This window comes from Vibrio splendidus (assembly GCF_003345295.1).
Lineage (GTDB): Bacteria > Pseudomonadota > Gammaproteobacteria > Enterobacterales > Vibrionaceae > Vibrio > Vibrio splendidus_K.
The window spans coordinates 1251829-1269384 of the sequence record NZ_CP031056.1 but is presented as its reverse complement, the minus strand read 5'-3'; the positions used below and the strand labels follow the sequence as shown (position 1 = coordinate 1269384).

The 17556-nt window shown below is 42.7% G+C and carries 16 protein-coding genes; 10 read left to right on the top strand and 6 right to left on the bottom strand.

The genetic code is table 11. From position 1 onward, the window contains the following. Positions 1-373 precede the first annotated feature (373 nt). The gene (locus DUN60_RS21330; protein WP_114635373.1) at positions 374-1009 is read right to left on the bottom strand and encodes a hypothetical protein; all 636 of its coding nucleotides are present in this window, start codon (positions 1007-1009) and stop codon (positions 374-376) included. A 285-nt stretch (positions 1010-1294) separates the two neighbouring features. Between DUN60_RS21330 and DUN60_RS21325 the strand changes: the two genes are divergently transcribed. The 3 genes from DUN60_RS21325 (at position 1295) to DUN60_RS21315 (ending at position 2831) form a co-directional block, all read left to right on the top strand. After that, positions 1295-1540: a DUF2164 domain-containing protein gene (locus DUN60_RS21325; protein ID WP_048660209.1), complete on the top strand. Its 246-nt coding sequence runs from the start codon at positions 1295-1297 to the stop codon at positions 1538-1540. Positions 1541-1725: 185 nt separating this feature from the next. Next, positions 1726-2265 carry a cytochrome b gene (locus DUN60_RS21320; protein WP_114635372.1) on the top strand — a complete coding sequence of 180 codons (540 nt, stop codon included), beginning with the start codon at positions 1726-1728 and terminating at the stop codon, positions 2263-2265. After that, entirely contained in the window at positions 2262-2831 is a 570-nt protein-coding gene (locus DUN60_RS21315) for a YceI family protein (RefSeq protein WP_114635371.1), read from the top strand. Before DUN60_RS21320 ends, DUN60_RS21315 begins: the two co-directional genes overlap by 4 nt. Positions 2832-3136: 305 nt before the next feature. On the opposite strand, the gene focA is transcribed toward DUN60_RS21315, so the two are convergent. Next, positions 3137-4588, bottom strand: a complete 1452-nt coding sequence (focA, locus tag DUN60_RS21310; RefSeq protein WP_114635370.1) for a formate transporter FocA — start codon at positions 4586-4588, stop codon at positions 3137-3139. 273 nt (positions 4589-4861) lie between these two features. Here focA and DUN60_RS21305 point away from each other — a divergent pair, with 273 nt between their 5' ends. Beyond that, positions 4862-5767, top strand: coding sequence for a LysR substrate-binding domain-containing protein (locus DUN60_RS21305; protein WP_009845304.1), 906 nt, complete (start codon positions 4862-4864; stop codon positions 5765-5767). 204 nt (positions 5768-5971) lie between these two features. Beyond that, on the top strand, positions 5972-6466 hold the full coding sequence (locus DUN60_RS21300) for a DUF1097 domain-containing protein (protein WP_017079195.1): 495 nt from the start codon (positions 5972-5974) through the stop codon (positions 6464-6466). 182 nt (positions 6467-6648) lie between these two features. Here the strand turns inward: DUN60_RS21300 and DUN60_RS21295 are convergent, their stop codons facing one another. Beyond that, entirely contained in the window at positions 6649-8442 is a 1794-nt protein-coding gene (locus tag DUN60_RS21295) for an ATP-dependent endonuclease (protein ID WP_114635369.1), read from the bottom strand. Between the two features lie 238 nt (positions 8443-8680). Here DUN60_RS21295 and DUN60_RS21290 point away from each other — a divergent pair, with 238 nt between their 5' ends. The 5 genes from DUN60_RS21290 to DUN60_RS21270 all read left to right on the top strand — a co-directional run bounded on the left by DUN60_RS21290 (position 8681) and on the right by DUN60_RS21270 (position 14982). Beyond that, positions 8681-10420: a bifunctional metallophosphatase/5'-nucleotidase gene (locus DUN60_RS21290; RefSeq protein ID WP_114635368.1), complete on the top strand. Its 1740-nt coding sequence runs from the start codon at positions 8681-8683 to the stop codon at positions 10418-10420. A 657-nt stretch (positions 10421-11077) separates the two neighbouring features. Continuing rightward, a complete protein-coding gene (locus tag DUN60_RS21285; RefSeq protein WP_114635367.1) occupies positions 11078-12079 on the top strand; it encodes a TerC/Alx family metal homeostasis membrane protein in 1002 nt (333 codons plus the stop codon). Between the two features lie 312 nt (positions 12080-12391). Then, positions 12392-12580, top strand: a complete 189-nt coding sequence (locus tag DUN60_RS21280; protein WP_017079198.1) for a hypothetical protein — start codon at positions 12392-12394, stop codon at positions 12578-12580. 231 nt (positions 12581-12811) lie between these two features. Then, positions 12812-13552 carry a DUF1223 domain-containing protein gene (locus DUN60_RS21275; protein ID WP_065206090.1) on the top strand — a complete coding sequence of 247 codons (741 nt, stop codon included), beginning with the start codon at positions 12812-12814 and terminating at the stop codon, positions 13550-13552. Between the two features lie 143 nt (positions 13553-13695). Beyond that, positions 13696-14982 (top strand): DEAD/DEAH box helicase, encoded by a 1287-nt coding sequence (locus DUN60_RS21270; protein WP_114635366.1) that lies wholly within the window; start codon positions 13696-13698, stop codon positions 14980-14982. A gap of 91 nt (positions 14983-15073) precedes the next feature. Here DUN60_RS21270 and DUN60_RS21265 read toward each other — a convergent pair whose 3' ends face one another. The 3 genes from DUN60_RS21265 to DUN60_RS21255 are packed head-to-tail and all read right to left on the bottom strand — an operon-like array spanning position 15074 to position 17526. Continuing rightward, the gene (locus tag DUN60_RS21265) at positions 15074-16429 is read right to left on the bottom strand and encodes an FUSC family protein (protein ID WP_114635365.1); all 1356 of its coding nucleotides are present in this window, start codon (positions 16427-16429) and stop codon (positions 15074-15076) included. A gap of 13 nt (positions 16430-16442) precedes the next feature. Beyond that, positions 16443-17303: an HlyD family secretion protein gene (locus tag DUN60_RS21260; protein WP_054546894.1), complete on the bottom strand. Its 861-nt coding sequence runs from the start codon at positions 17301-17303 to the stop codon at positions 16443-16445. 10 nt (positions 17304-17313) lie between these two features. Then, positions 17314-17526: a DUF1656 domain-containing protein gene (locus DUN60_RS21255; RefSeq protein ID WP_054546893.1), complete on the bottom strand. Its 213-nt coding sequence runs from the start codon at positions 17524-17526 to the stop codon at positions 17314-17316. Between the last annotated feature and the right edge of the window lie 30 nt (positions 17527-17556).

Sequence of the window (17556 nt, the reverse complement as noted above, 5' to 3'; positions counted from 1 at the left end):
AAATGACATTAGCTATTAAATTTACTTATCATTCACTATATTTGATAGTTGCAGTGAATTTAATGGCTAAGTAACGTCTCTCATATTAACCCCAGCCAATATAAGGCTAGAATGCTGATACACCAGAGAAAAGTAGGGTTAAAGGCTTAGATTGTGGGGGAATGTCAAAGTTACAAAACAGAGAGACTAAGCGAGTTACATAGAAATGGTATCTATCTCTCAAAATCGAGACGGCAAGTACAACAACTATTAATAATTAAAACAGAAGGTTCGAATAATTAATGAACAAGGAATGAGTTGTCTTTTATAAAATATTGGGATGAAGGTCTAACAATTTACTTTCAATATTGAATGAAAAAGTTGACCCGTATTATCACTGCCATTGAAGTACCGCATAAAGTTGCAGGTATTTACGAACCAATTGTTGATTTCCTGACCGTTTGAGTGGGTGGCTGAATTTAATAAAGCAAGGGCTGATTCTGAAATTGTTATTTAAATCGGAAGCGAATTGAGAATCACTCTCTCTTAGGGTGATGCCTTGCTGGCTGTATTCCGTTATCTCGTCTGGGAGTTCTCCCATCCACCAATGTAACAACTCACTACTGTTTTTACTTCGGCTTATCCAATGGTCGGAGACAATGATCAAAACGTCATTTGGCTGAATGGCAAATCCATACTCTTGCTGCCAGTTATGAATGTCTAGCATCAACTTTTTACGACAGGTTTTTCCTGCACTCACCATATGATGGCTGATCATCCAAACGGTACCGATTTCAGAAGAGATTCGGAAGTGTCGAGGGTTTTCACCAGAAGAGAGTATTTCGAGTGGGCTGATGTTGCTTGCATGGTTAAAGCTAACAAAGGTGTGTTCCATTCGTCGGGCAAAGGCTTTGCCGATGTGATGCTCACTGATTCCTTGATTGTGTACCGTAGGGTAGTGGCGTTCACATAGCTTTAGGCAATCATCTTGAAATTGATTGACGCTTTTAATCACTAGATCTAATAACAATGAAGTCCCTTATACACAGTTACTATCTTATTGATGGGCAATAGTACGGTAATTGAGGTTCCGTTACCTATCGCCAAAGTGCGAGTTCTTGATCCCTCTATCAAAATTAGCTATTGCCGAGCGATTTTATGGATAGCACTGGCACTTCAATTGTCTGTATTCTAAATTATTAGGAATTCTAATTAGTTAGAAGGATTATGCTTAGTTAGCAAAGTTACTGGTGGCTAGCTTAATCTTAGTCAGCTAATCACAATTGATCTACTTACTCTTTATTTGGAAACATTCATGACCATTCAATTAGATTCGAAGCAAAAATCTGAGCTTACCCATGCCCTTCAAAAGTACCTTCAAGATGAACTTGATGTAGAACTCGGTCAGTTCGACACAGAATTCTTGGTCGACTTCATTAGCAAAAAGTTTGGTGCGGTGTATTACAACAAGGGGATAGAAGATGCTCAGAAAGTCATGGAACGAAAAATGTTGGATATCTCAGATGAGCTCTATGAAATTGAACAAATCGTTGAAATATAGACACAGCAAGCGATTGTTCGACAAAGAAATTTGTCAATAAAGCAACTTGTTCAAAAATTTTGAATAACTTGTTTAATTTGAAATGATGTAACTAATGTAAAGCTTGGTAAATAATATGTTACACAAACTTAGTGTAGGGTACGCTTTTCAAAATTACACGACTCGTTAACATTCGGAACAGATGCATGGACAACAACGTTAAAAATTACAATCCCTTAGCAAGAGCAATGCATTGGATTTCAGCACTCGCAATATTTGGCTTATTTGGTGTAGGCCTATGGATGGTTGATCTTTCATACTACAGCGAGTGGTACAAAACAGCACCAGACTACCACCGTTCGGTAGGCATTCTTTTGGCTACAGTTACTGTTCTCCGCTTGCTTTGGAAACTAGTTACCGTGTCACCTAAGGTGGAAGGTAAAAGCTATGAAGTTGCAGCAGCGAAGATCGCTCACGGCTTTATGTACATCAACTTAGCAGTTTTATTTGTTTCAGGTTATTTGATTTCGACATCAGATGGCCGCGGGATCGAGGTTTTCAATTGGTTCACTGTACCAAGTATGGGTGAACTGTTTGCAAACCAATCTGATCTCGCAGGTACGGTTCACTACTATGCTGCATGGGTACTGATCATTATGGCATCAGTGCACGCCTTAGCGGCGATAAAACACCACGTTATCGACAAAGACGATACGCTACGAAAAATGATAGGAGCTTCAAAATGAAAAAGTCAATTATCGCTACAGGATTAGCATTTGCTATGGCAATGCCTTTCGCTGCGAACGCCGCTGATTACGTGATTGATACAAAAGGTGCGCATGCTTCAGTTAACTTTAAAGTTAGCCACCTAGGTTACAGCTTTATCCAAGGTCGTTTTAACACATTCTCAGGTGATTTCTCATTTGATGAAAGCAACGTTGAAGCGTCTAAAATAAACGTAACGGTTGATACTACAAGTCTTGACTCAAACCACGCAGAACGTGATAAGCACATCCGTAGCGGTGATTTCATCGATGCAAGCAAGTTTTCTGATGCTACATTCAACAGCACGAAAGTGGTTGATAAAGGTGACGGCAAACTTGAAGTAATGGGTGACCTTAAACTTCATGGCGTAACTAAGCCTATCGTTATCGAAGCTGAATTCATTGGTGCTGGTCAAGACCCATGGGGCGGTGAGCGTGCTGGTTTCGTTGGTACAACTCGTCTAGAGCTTGCTGACTTCAACATTCCAGTAATGGGCGCTTCAAGCTATGTAGACATGGATCTGCACGTTGAAGGTGTAAAGAAATAATCTAGCCTTCAATATTCGCTGACAGGTATCAACATTTTTTAGAAACATCAAAAGTTTGGTCGATACTAAAGAGGTCAGCAGCTAGTTAGCTAGTTGGTAAGTAGCAAAACAGCTAGAAATAGAGAAAGGCGCAAAGTTTTCACTTTGCGCCTTTTTTATTGAGGTAAATGGCCACGCGTTTAGGTCTGTTTTGTGTCAAACCTTTTACTGCGTCTTAAGCCACCATTTACTTCTGCCAGTCAACGTTGCCATGACTGAGTTATCTAATTGAACTACTAATCCCTAATAGTTCAACTTACGATTAGTTAAGCCGTTTCCAATTCAGCTTGAGGAACCACGTTTAGTCGGTCACCGTAGATTGGACGTAGTGCTTGCATCACTTCAATGCGAGTTAACACACCGACCATTACGCCATTTTCTAACACTGGCAGCATATGTGGTTGGCTTACTTTCATCGCTTTTGCACGCTCTTCTAGAGAAAGAGAAGTCAGGCGAGTGGCGTAGCCCATGCTTGTAGTAGGGTAAAGTTGCTCTTTGTCGATACATAGGAATTCAGCAACATCGACCAACTTATCGCTAGCAGAGATAGCGACTACGTCACGGCTCATTAGGTCTACCACTTTCTGGCCTTTAGTCGGAATGTAGTCTTGGCACCAAAGGTCAACCATTACGTCATGAACAGAGAAGATACCCACTAGACGACCTTCAACATCGCAAACAGGAGCGCTAACAAGTTGAGCGTCTAGAAGAGAGTCAATCGCGACTGATGTAGGCATTTCTACGCTCAGTGTAATTGGTTGAGTGTTCATGATTTGCTTGATAGTCGTTGCTGTGTTCATAGTGATTTCCTTAACTGACGTAATTTCTGTTGTTTGTGTAATTGCTGTAATTTTTGCTGCTTTCAGCTGCGGGCGACGGTAAATGCTCCAATTGGCTAAGCCGACCAATACTGAACCACCTACAATGTTGCCGATTGTCACTGGTATTAAGTTTGCGGTGACAAATTTCATGATGTTTAAGTCTGCGTACTGAGCAGGCGTTGCTCCGATTTGCATCCAAAAACTCTCTGGTGCGAATGTTTGAATCGTGATGCCTAGTGGAACCATGAACATATTCGCCACACAGTGCTCAAAGCCTGAGCTAACGAACATTGCAACGGGTAATACGGTCATCATTGCTTTGGTCATGGCGTTCGCAGAGCTGAACGTTAACCAAATCGCTAAACACACCAATAAGTTACAAAGCACACCCAAAGCAAAAGCTTGAACAGGGCTGTGGTGTAGCTTGTGTTGAGCAATGTTCAGAGCGTTTAAGCCCCATTGACCGCCATCCAGTTGATATAAGCCTGCTGCGCTTACCAAAGCCAATAGGAACATGGCACCGATAAAGTTACCGACGTAGACCTTGCCCCAGATAGACAACATCTTGGTGAAGGTTATCTGCTTGTTAGCCCATGAAATGCTTGATAACACTGAACTGGTAAACAGCTCGCCACCGCAAATCACAATCAGGATTAACCCCATACTGAATGCAAGACCGCCGGCTAAACGACTCAATCCCCATCCAGCATCAGCGCTACCCGTGGTCACCGTGATGTAGAATAAAAAAGCAAGCCCGATGAATGCGCCAGCCATGATTGCCAAACTCAATGTCATGCTGCTGGTTTTATTTGCTTTGCTTAATGCAAACTTCTCGGCTTCCGCCATCATTTCTGTTGGCGAGAACAGTTGCTGATTTTCAGAAGTGCTGGTTGCCATATTCCCCCCTTGAACAATCCGTCATGTGTAATTCCTAGTGTTAACGACTTGGTTAATCCGTAATGGTTAATCAGTGATTTTTTGCAGGGCTCGTTGTGTCCTGCCATTCCAGATTAGGGGGTAGAGGGGTAGAGGTAAAATTGATAATTTTTAGAAACCACATCAAATTTATTGATATAGATTGGGTTACGCGTAGAATGAAATTGATTGCTCATCGGCTTAAAAAAAAATGAGCAATAGGACACAAGTTATTAAAAGAATTAAGGATGAATTTTGCGTTATTCATTAAAGCAACTCGCGGTATTTGATGCAGTGGCAGATTCCGGGAGTGTAAGTCAAGCAGCAGACAGATTGGCGTTGACTCAATCGGCGACAAGTATGTCTCTTGCACAGTTGGAAAAAATGCTCGGCAGGCCTTTGTTTGAAAGGCAGGGCAAGCAAATGGCCCTTACTCATTGGGGTATGTGGCTAAGGCCTAAAGCGAAGCGTTTACTGCAAGATGCGCAGCAAATTGAGATGGGTTTTTATGAGCAGCACTTACTAAGTGGAGAGCTCAAACTCGGTGCAAGCCAAACACCAGCGGAACACCTTGTTCCTGACCTCATCAGTATTATTGATAACGACTTTCCTGAGATGCGAATCTCGCTCGGCGTACAAAGTACCGATGCGGTTATTGATGGCGTATTAGATTATCAATATGACTTGGGTGTTATCGAAGGTCGTTGTGATGACAACCGAGTTCACCAAGAAGTGTGGTGTACTGACCATTTAACGGTGGTTGCATCGGCTCATCACCCGTTTGCCAAGCGTGAACGAGTAAGCTTGGCGCAATTAGAACAAGCAAAATGGGTATTACGTGAACATGGTTCGGGTACTCGCAAAGTTTTTGATAGCTCTATTCATCATTTAATTGGTGATCTTGATGTTTGGCGAGAGTATGAACACGTTCCTGTTTTAAGAAGTTTGGTTGCAAACGGCCCATATTTAACGTGTTTACCTTATCTCGATGTCGAACAGTTTGTTGAGTCTGGCCAACTGGTCACGTTAAATGTCCCTGAGCTTGAAATGGAACGTACGCTTTCGTTTATCTGGCGTGCTGATATGGCCGAAAACCCACTTGCTGAGTGTATTAAGCGAGAAGGTAAGCGCATGATGAAAGGCAAACCGTCGGTTCTGTAGCGATAAATTGATAAAAGACTAATAACTATTTATGTTGAATAAGCGATTTCGGTCTCCATCTGGTGATAAATGCATGTTCGCATACATTATTAATGTGATCGTGATCAGCTAAAAAAGGGTGTTCTTCCCATAATATGCTTACTTGATTTTAAGTGAGGCTAAATCCGGTTGCGCTGAATTACGTAATTAGGCTTTAGAAATAGTATGAGTACATTAGTCGCGATTTCATTAACAACAGGTATTTTGTCAGGTCTATGGGGATGGATTGCTATCTCTTTCGGCTTATTGTCATGGGCAGGTTTCCTAGGTTGCACCAGTTATTTTGCTTCGCCAACAGGCGGCGTTAAAGGACTAGCCGGTAGCTTATTGACCAACATGACAGGCGTATTCTGGGCAATGGTGATTATCGAAAGTTCAACCTTCGCAGGGTTAGAGATTTTAGGCTATATGATTACCGCTATTGTGGCTTTCTTTATGTGTATCCAAGCGAAACAAGCGTGGCTAGGTTATATCCCAGGAACCTTCATTGGTTGTTGTGCGACGTTTGCTGCAGGTGGCGATTGGCAACTTGTAGTACCATCTTTACTGCTTGGTGGTGTATTTGGATACTTGATGAAAGCAACGGGGCTATGGCTTCACGAGAAATCGACTCAATCTTCGGAAGTGGTTGAACAACACACTAAGCAAGCTAAGGCCTAATTAATACGTTAAGCCGTAGTTTAGTGACTGTAAACTCTTGCAAGATAACCCCCCAATTAATTTGTATATCGATTTATACAGGCACACCACTTGGTGTGCCTTTTTTGGTTCTTGGTTAAGCCAATCAGTCAAAAAATTCATCTGCAGAAGAACCAATAGCATCTATCAATTAATTAAAGCGCTTAGGTGTTGCCGTTTGCCATGGTGATGACACGTTTTAGCGTCCACCTTAATAACAAGGGAATACAGTCTTGTCCTTGATTCTCACAATGAGACACGATCGCTAAAGCCAGATCTGGTTTTGCGTGTTTCTTAAGAACTTTAGCCACGACTTTTTTCGCTGGGATAGGGTGATCGTAAGGAATCTTAACCATGTCTCTGAAAAAGTTCTCAAACCCATTCATATACAAGTAGTGCTCGATGTCCCTATCAGGCAGTTCTGTGAGGCGATGTCGCTCTTGATCGTTCCCAAGTTTAGATAGCACTGTTGCCGCATATTTTTTGCCTGCTGCATCACCATCGGTGACGACATGCCAATCGATGCCAAACTCTTGCGCGACTTTGATTAATGCCTTTAGTCCTGATTGAGCGAACTCAATAATCTGAACGCCTTCCGCAGCAAGGTTATACCCACATTGGTTGGCTAGCTCGTTAAACAACCAAACTTCAGTCTCACCTTCTACCAATAACCAACAGCGAGCATACAGAGCACCTGAACGATGGAAACGAATATGAAAACCAATTCGACGAAGCTCATCTTTGCTAAAGTGGTTCATGTTGAGTTGGTTAGCGATGGTTTTATCGGACTGACGCACCAAACGACGAATCGATTGAAGTGGTACAGCAGCAAGTAGATCGCCACTGTTGGTGGTAAGGATTTTTTGCATGGGTAACTTCTGCATTAAGCTCCAAGCCCTTGCTAGGTGCGTTGGGTGCAGTCGACCTTCTGGATCTTCAATGATCAAAAGAGGGCGAGCGCATCGTCTTAAGTCAGTCGGCCCTTTAGCCTGTAGATATGCGTTAAGTAACCCCATGAATAACAGTCGAGTTTGCTTATTCTTGGTCTCCTCGACCAATTGATGAATGCTCTTGTCGTTCGCGCCAGCGGAGTACAGTAGCCCGTCACGTGGTTTTCTCGGATTCTTACGTGAGACACTCTTAAACGAGAAGTAGTGTTCTATTAAGCTTTGCATTGACTCAAGACTACTGCGCATTTCACCTTTATTAACATGTCCGGGTATCGCCATAAGACGGCGGCAGGTGTTGTCGATGCGCTTTTCTATTCTTGCCTGACGGCCATTGCCATTGCTGCCACTTCCATTCGAGCCATGACCATTGGTCGTGTGATTATGTCCGTTCCCATGTCCGTTATTTGGATTGTTGTTCCCATTTCCGTTTGCATTGTTAGCGTGACCGTTATTAGTGTGAACATTAGTTGGCAGGTGAGCATTGTGGTTGAGTGAATTTCCGTTGAAAGGGCGATCAAAGTGCCTTGCGTCTCGTAAACGGATCACAGGATGTAAGGTCATTAATTCTTGAGCGAGCTTTTCTGAGTGGTGGAGTTTGAGCGGATTACCGTCTAAACCTAAAAATGCGTAGTTTGTGGTCGTTTCATATTGTTCTAATGTGGCACTTATTCGGTAATAGATACGATAGACGCCAAATTCATCTTGAACCCAGATAGGTTTGAGCTTGCGATAACGACCAGCGTTGAGTTCGCTCTTGTCATTGGCTTTTAATGCGAGAACAATTTGAAGATGTTGAGACTGTGGATGTGAAACCGAGTAATCGACATGAAAATCAGTCATTTCGAAGTGATATGGCACACCGTCAGAGGGAAGAACGACGGAAAGGGCATCCAATAATGAAGACTTACCCCAAGTATTTTCACCAATCAGCGTGGTTAGCTCATCAAACGCGAGTGACATACGCTTAATACCTCGAAAGCCAGAAATCTCGATTCTTTCTAGTTGCATAGGCTTACTCCTAACGGAAGGCTCTGCTAATTGTTTGAAAGCTAACAGATATCTTTAATCATAATCGAAAAATACCAATCCGGTATGCTCACCTGTCACAAAACCCGTTGTTTATTTATACGGATCGAAACGAGATTTTTGATCTATCTCGAGTATTTTTTTGCAGTGCAGTTTCATAAAATTCACGATTCTGTCATGATTCTCGACCTAGTATGAAGGGACAAAGAGAGAAGAAAATATGACTAAAAAGAATAAGCCGACAAAAATAGTGTTGGCACACATCAACGACACCCACTCATACTTTGAACCAACCTCGTTACAGCTATCACTTAAAATGAACAACCACATCATTGAACCTTATGTGAGTGCAGGTGGCTTTGCTCGAATTTCAACACGCTTTAAACAAATAGAACAAGATGCCCAGCGTCAGAAGGTTGGAACCTTGTTTTTACACGCCGGAGACTGCTTCCAGGGGACTTTGTACTTTTCTTTATTCAAGGGAAAAGCCAACGCCGATTTGTTGAATGCCCTTAATATAGATGCCATGACGCTTGGCAATCACGAGCTAGATATGGGTAATGAGCCCGTTGCGATTTTCGCGAAAAGAATCAAATTCCCATTGTTGGCCGGTAACTGGAATCTATCGAATGAGGATATCAATAAAACTCATACCTTAGCGGACAACGAAATTGTTAAGCCTTATCTGACTGAAACGCGAAGTGCTTCTTTTATAACGAAAGAGTTTGATGGCGAGAATGTTGCAATATTCGGCTTAAGCATCGATAAGATGGCAGGCATTGCTAATCCAGATATCGATACACCATTTGAAAATGCTTTAGAAATAGCAAAAGCGACCATTGAGCAGATTCATAAAGCTGGTATCAACAAGATTGTGTTACTTAGCCATCTTGGTTACGAAGCTGATTTAGAGTTAGCAGCCAACGTAACAGGTATTGGTGTCATTGTTGGTGGTCATAGTCATCGCTTACAAGGTGATTTCTCTGATATTGGCTTAGTTAAAGATGATGATTACGGCGTGAAAATCGGTGACACTTATGTTGTGCAAGCGGGTTTCCATGCAATGAGTCTAGGACACTGCGAAATTGAGTTCGATGCTAAAGGCAAAGTGACTCACTTTAACGGTAAGAACGAACTGCTACTAGGCCGTCGACTGTTTATAGACGCAAAATTGAGTGAAGTAGGGCAAGACGATGCCCACGATATGGCGTGTGAGTTTTTGAACAACCACCCCAATATTGCGGTATGTAAAAAAGATCCGGAACTTCAGAGCATTCTTACGGATAAATATCAGCCGAGAGTTCGAAAGCTTCAGCAACAAGTTATTGCTCATGCAGATACAAAACTGCGCCACATACGTATCCCGGACGAGAAAGGCCCGAGCCAACTAGCGCCCTTAGTTGCTCAATCATTTCACTACCTAATGAACAAAAAAGGGCATCAGGTTGAATTTGCCATTCACAACGCAGGTGGTGTTAGAAATTCACTGAATAGCGGCGATGTCTCTATTGCCGATATTGCCGGAAAACTACTACCGTTTGCCGTACCCATTGGTGTGTATGAAGTAAAAGGTGAAACGATCGCAGGCATGCTTGAAGGTGCAATCAACAATGCTTTGGATAATGGCGTTGTAGGGACAGGTTCAGGCAGCTTTCCTTATACGCATAACTTGAGGTTTTGTTACCACAAAGAAGCACCTCTAGGGCATAGGGTTCACCATTTAGAAATTCACTCTGAAGTATTGGGCTGGCAGGCTGTTTCTCGTGACCGTATTTACCGAGGCGCGTCGTCAGCCTATACCATGAAAGGAAAAGAGGGCTATAACGCCGTCTTGGATATGATAGGTGATGGCGTGGTTACGACCGACTCAATGGCAGACTGTTTCATCGAGTTTCTACAAGACCACCCAGAGTCACTGCAACACAACGAGCCGCTGAATTGTTTGGAGTGTTTTAGATAGTCACAGGTAATTTAGATAGTTACAGGTAATGCTTGTGGTTAGTATTATTAGTTTTACCTATTTATAAATTTGGCATTGTTTATGCTTTATTCCTGCAGGTCGCCTTCTTGTGGAGATAAGCATGGATAAGAAAGATTGGTTAGATGCGGTAGCGGTGGTTGGTTGGGTATCGGTTTGGTCTGCGTTAGTGTACTTGGTACCCGCTGCAGGTTTATAATGTAGCGTGCCTTGAAGTGAACTGTCAGACAAAGTGCGTACCAGACTCGTTCGTTATTCGCATCATTGAGTAACGGATTTGTATCATGAGTAACGGTAGTAGGGGTTAATCCTCTCAGTAGTATTCTCAGAATCAATACGAATGTCGTTTTGACAAGCCTATAGAAATAAATGAGGAGCGTTTTGCTCCTTTTTTATTTATTTCCGAAAATTTTTCTAGACGAAACAAAGATAGAGGAATATTATCCACGCGTTTGGGGAGTAGTTAGCGCAAGTTTACATATCGTCATCTCGTTAGGCCAAGAGTCTATCCGGTATGTAAAGGTGAAATCCCATATTTCACTTCAACGAGACCAACGCAATCACAATCAAGATCCGTCGTGGAACTTGATAGTTTTGTTTGCGGAAGGTCTTTGTACAGTTCTTCCGCCCGGAGGAATAATGAACTCAACTCAATCTCTATTATCTACAAATAGTGAATCCTTTTTTTCATCGCCAATCATGACGACTTATGCGGGCTTTTTCCTGCTGACAGTCATTCTCGTCTCTATTGATATCTATCAGACTCGTGGTGGTAGTGTAACCATCAAGAAAGCGGCAATTTGGAGCGTTTTCTGGTTTGTGCTCGCGTTTTTATTTGCTGGTTCCATTTACCTTTTTTGGGACATCTATGCGCCGAATAGTGAATACACAGCCCAAAAAGCAACCGTGTCATTTGTTACCGGTTACTTGCTAGAAAAATCATTGAGCGTAGACAACTTGTTTGTTTTCGCGATGATCTTTGCTCAATACCAAGTTCCTGAGCATCTAAGACCTCGTGCGCTTCTTTGGGGCGTAATTGGTGCATTGGTGCTTCGTGCAATTATGATCGCATTAGGTGCTCAGCTATTGGCTGAATACCACTGGGTGCTTTATGTATTTGCTGCATTCCTGATTGGTACGGGTATTAAGCTGGCGCTAGACAAGGGCGAAGAGGAGAGTGTGAATACGCTACCTGAGAAGTTACTTCGTAAAGTGATGCCTGTGACTGAAAACTTCCACGGTCCTGCATTAATGGTTAAACAGGGTGCAAAATGGGCATTCACTCCAATGATGTTGGTGATCGGCGCGATTGCAGTCATGGACGTGATGTTCGCATTGGATTCCATCCCTGCAATTTTCGCCGTTACGCGAGAACCATTCTTAGTACTGGCGGCGAACGTATTTGCATTGCTTGGCCTTCGTTCTTTGTACTTTGTTCTTCAAGGCATGATGGATAAGTTCATCTACTTGAAGCCTGCACTGGCATTCATCATGGTGTTCATTGGTGTGAAAATGCTATTGGTTGATAGTGAGTGGGCTATCCCAACGTATTGGTCGCTAGCTGTTCTGATTTCTACTATGACGATTGCGGTTATAGCGTCGATTTATGCGAAGAAGCCAGACATTGAACAAGTAAATTAAAACAAAAATAACTTATCGAAAACTCGATAATAATTAGGTGGTCAATGAAGCTTGAAATTTATTTATGTAAATTTTTTGTGACATTGACCGCTGTTGTTTGAGGGTTATTTGTACTAAATGCATGATTTAGGCACTACTGTGAATTTTTACTCATCAAGCGTGAATATGTATTTCGAGGCGTTGTTAATGATTTGTTTTATTAGAAAAACTAATCTGAATTTCTAATTTTAGTCATTTTTTAACCTGCAAAAGATCACCTATTATTCTTGTCATCAGAACGAACCACATAAACAAATTTATAGAGAGGCAATCATGGCTCAAGCAATGCAAATGAATACTATCGCTGTTCCTAACTCTATGGATAAGAAGACCTACTCGGTTAACATCAAAGGATTGATTGCACACATTTTCGATATTCTTTTCGTAGACAACTCTCCACGTAGTTACTACGCAAGCGACCTATCTGGTCACATGCAACGCGATATCGGTATCAACCGTTAATCTCTGCGTTAACATGTAAAAATATAGAATTTTAAAAAACGCCAGCTTCTAAAGCTGGCGTTTTTGTATCTGAAAGAAACTGTGCATCTAAAACAAGCTGTGTATCTGAAATAAACTACACATCTGAAATAAACCCAGCACCTGAAAGAAACTCATCACCTGAAAGAAATACTTAGGCATAACGGTCTTTATTTGAGCGCCAGTAAATTCGCTTTGTACAAGGATCTCGGTATGTCACACGCCACACGCAATTCATCATTGATTAAACTTTGTTTATTTGCCTTACCGATCGGCGCCTATTCCTCTGTGTCGTTTGCACAAACCTGGAGTAACGAAGGCCAGCCTGCTCAGGTTATTGAGCTGTTTACCTCTGAAGGTTGTTCTAGTTGTCCGCCTGCTGACACGTACCTTAGTACTTTTGCAGATCATCCAAAACTTTGGACCGAGGTCATACCGCTTGCTTATCACGTAGACTACTGGGATTACTTAGGCTGGGGAGACAAGTTCGCCAGCAAGGCATTCAGTCAGAAGCAACGTTTGTACAAAGCTTATGGGGTAACAAGTGGCGTCTATACACCGGGCTTCGTTGTCGATGGAAAAGAGTGGCGTGGTTACTTTAATTGGCTAGACAGAACGTTGCCTTCGCTCCAACAACAAACTAATCCCAAATTAACAGTGCACCATGAAGGCGATACGTTCAGTGTGAGTTACGAAAGCAAAGGGGATTATGTCGCTCATATTGCCTTGTTGGCGATGAACGAAGTCACCAGCGTTAAAGCGGGCGAGAACAGAGGTAAGAAACTTGAGCACGATTTTGTCGTGGTTTACGATGGCTACCAACGTGGTGAGTCTGAATGGCAATTCAATATCGACTTCTCCCCGTTAGTTGCCACACCTGACGCAGTAGCCGTGTGGTTAACAGAGCCTAACTCGTATGCTCCAGAGCAAACGGTAGCGGGGTGGCTTAACTAAATTTGCGATAACTTGATATCTGGATGTGTTTTAGAGGGGCTTAATCGCTGAAACACGGGAGAAAGGGGCGATTTAGTTACGTAATACTGCTGAAATACGTTAATATAGCGCGCTATTATTTTAGCTTTGAGTTCCTGCAATTAATGACTAACACCACAACACCAACCAACTTCTCTGATCTTGGCTTAATCTCTCCTTTGATGGCTCGCTTAACAGAGCTTGAATACCAACAGCCAACGCCTATCCAAGCGCAAGTTATTCCAAGTGTGTTAGCAGGACGCGACCTAATTGCAGGTGCAAATACGGGTTCAGGTAAAACCGCAGCATTTGCACTTCCACTGTTACAGCAGATCCATGAAGATGCACCTTTAGACCGTCGTTCGGGCAAAGGTAACTTTGTGTCTGGTCTTATCTTAGTTCCAACTCGTGAGCTTGCTAAGCAAGTGGCTGACAGCGTTAAGTCTTACGCAGTACACTTCAATGGTGCGATCAAAACGGTTTGTGTATTTGGTGGTGTATCGGTAAACACTCAGATGCAAACGCTACGTGGCGGCACAGATATCTTGGTGGCAACACCGGGTCGTTTGCTGGATCTGATCTCAAGCAACGCTATCAAGCTAGATAAAGTAAAAACGTTAGTGCTTGATGAAGCTGACCGAATGTTAAGCCTTGGCTTTACCGAAGAGCTCGATGCTATCTTGAAACTTCTCCCTAGCAAAAAACAAACCTTGTTGTTCTCTGCGACTTTCCCCGAGCAAGTTAAAACGCTGACTCACGAACTACTGAATGATCCAATTGAAGTTCAACTTCAAAGTGCCAATGCGAGCACTCTGGTTCAGCGTGTATTCGAAGTAGAAAAAGGTCGTAAGACCGCATTGCTAGCGCACCTGATTCAACAACACGAATGGCGACAAGCTCTGATCTTCGTTAATGCGAAGAACAGCTGTGAGCACTTGGCAGACAAGCTTTACAAGCGCGGTATTATCGCGGAAGTATTCCACGGTGATAAAGGGCAGGGTTCACGTACTCGCATCCTTGAAGATTTCAAATCTGGCGAGATCGACGTTCTTATCGCGACAGACATCGCGGCACGTGGTCTGGATATCGAAAAGCTACCAGTAGTAATCAACTTTGACCTACCACGTAGCCCATCAGACTACATGCATCGTATTGGCCGAAGTGGTCGTGCGGGTGAGGTTGGTCTAGCGCTATCTTTGATCGACCACGAAGATTACCATCACTTCACAATCATTGAGAAGAAGAACAAAATCCGTCTTGAGCGTGAGCAAATTGAAGGTTTTGAAGTGGATGAAGAGGCAACCGCTGAACTTGTTGCTGCATTAAAACCCGTTGCGCCACCGGCTGGTACAGGCAAGAAGAAAAAGAAGAAAGCACCTAAAAACCAAGATGTTTGGTTGAGAAACAACTGATATTGAGTCAGTAAAAATAGAATTTCTAAAGGCGCTTAATTGCGCCTTTTTGTTTTTATTATTCCAAGTTTAGCGAATCCGCGTAACGAGATTAAACGACACTCTTGACTCTAAAGAGGTCAGTAAATAATTTGCCGATCATCAAAATGATGAGCAGTGTGGTTAACATTAGCAAAGGTGTTTGAATCTGATAAACCGGTGTTAGATTGAGCGCGCCAGATGTAAGGACGACCAACAGGTTAATGCCAAGTATTCGGTGTACCATCAGTTTAGGCGTTGCGAACACTTTCCATATCACCATGCTATTAATGAAATAGAACAGTGCCAATTGCCACAATTCAGTCATCATCGGCATGATAAAGATGTATTGAAGCAAGATAACGGTGCCAGTGCCAATCACCCCGAAAAAAGCATCTTTGATAACACTTGGTGGCATCGTCGGCAACATGGAAGAAAATACGCCTGCAATCATCGGAAAAATAAAACCACCCGGCACAGGTAGATATATCCAAACCAGTAGCGACGTTACGAACATCGAGACTCCTTGTAAGACTTTTCTCCCATCTTCATCCAGGTGTTGAACAAAGGTACGGTGCTCATGGTGCCAAGAAACGTTTTTCTTCTCACTCTTCACAAACGGCACATCATCAATCAATGATAAGTGCGGCGCCATTAACTCTAGTTTTTCCATTTTTTCGGTGAGAATTGGCCAATCAATAGGTTGAGTCAGTTCATCCGAGGCGAGTTCAAGCAGACGATCTTGAATATGAGCCATTTCACGGACTCGTAAACGCCACGCATGGATATTTTGTTTTAGGTGATAACTGCCAGTGAGCGGTAAATCCAACAGTTGATAAAGCTTCTTAATATTAGCGGTATTGGACTCAAATGCTTCTATATCTAAGTTGTTAGTGTTGCTCATTGCTGTTATCAGCGTTTCTCTGCTTGTTTCAAATCGTTGTACGAAGTTTTGTTCAGTGTTTACCGGCCAGATTAGACGATAAACAATTGAGAAGGTGATAACGCCTAGCAGAGTTTCTTGTATTCGTAGTACCGCAAAATAAAATGTAATTTGGTTATCGAATCCGCCCATGCAAGAGATGATGGAGCAGACAGCAAAGCCTATAGAAAAGACATAACCGTATTTTTCATCACTCGACATGAAGATGCATGTACCGAGAAATAAGGTGAAAAACATCAGAAACAGAAAGCGGTCCTGAGAAAACATCGCAATTAAGAAAAAGGCATAACCCGTCCCTAACAAGGTTCCCATTAATCGGTTATGGCCTTTGTTTATTGAATGGGCAAAACTCTCGTTCAATGCCATGACTGCAACCGCAATTGCCGCCCAATAGGGCTTCTCCCACTGAAACCACAACGCAAGGCAGATAGAGATAACAATCGCGAGAGAAGCCCTAATTGCTTCTTTGGTCGATGCACTGAACATAAATGCCATCCAACTATTTGATTATTTTGATTGAAGCTGTCATGCCGACACGAAGTTGCAAGTCTTCAGGCACGTTATCGAGTACTACTTTAATTGGTATACGCTGAGCGAGGCGAATCCATTGAAAATTTGGGTTCACGTTGGGAAGAAGGTTATTACCAGTACTGCCATCTTGTGTCGCAATGCCAAAACCAATACTTTTAATATGGCCTTTTAATTGAACATCATTGTGCATCATGAGCGTGACGATAGCTTTGTCGTTTGGTGCAACGTTCACAAGATCAGTTTCTTTGAAATAACCTTCAATCCAAAAACTATCCTCATCGATTAATGCCACCACAGGGGTATTAGCAACAACTTGAGAACCTTCACGTAGGTTTAAGTTCGTGATGAAGCCATTCGTTGGAGCGTACACCTTGGTGTATTTGAGATTTAAATGTGCCTCTTCAACATTGGCCTTTGCTAGTGCAACGTTAGCTGCATTTGTCTCAACCGCATTGTTCAGGTTATTCAAGGTCAGCACTGGCAGCGCGCCAGGCGTTCTTTTTTCTAAGTTCAACGCGCGTTGCTCTTCGTTTTTAGCTTTTGCTAAGAGCGCGCGAGCCTGTTTCTGTGTCGCGAGTGCTTTATTGTAGGCTGCCTGATAAATGCTTGGGTCGATCTCAAACAGTAGATCCCCTTTAGCTACCTGTGAGTTGTCTTCAATATGGACTTTGGTTACTTGCCCGGTGACTCTAGGGGTAATCGAAACGATGTATGCGCTGACCTGACCATCTCTAGTCCAAGGATTACTTGAATAGGATTGGTAATAGCTATAAACCACAGAGCTTGCGGCAACGACCAGTAGTAGCGTGATGAGATAACGTTTAATCAAGGTGAATGCCTCAGAAAATGGTAATAAATTGGCCGATAACGCCGACGAAAATAACGATTAAGCTTATTTCGGCTATTGCAGGAAAAGCGACATATTTATGTAGCCCAAGTTTTGTCGCGATTGAGCCAGTCAATATCGTCAATACATACGCTAACGCGATAACCAAAAGCAAAGGCGGGAAGTAGATCTCACCCCACACGAGTTCATGTGGCATTGTGTTCATGGGTCTGTCTCTATCGTTTGAAGAAGGTTA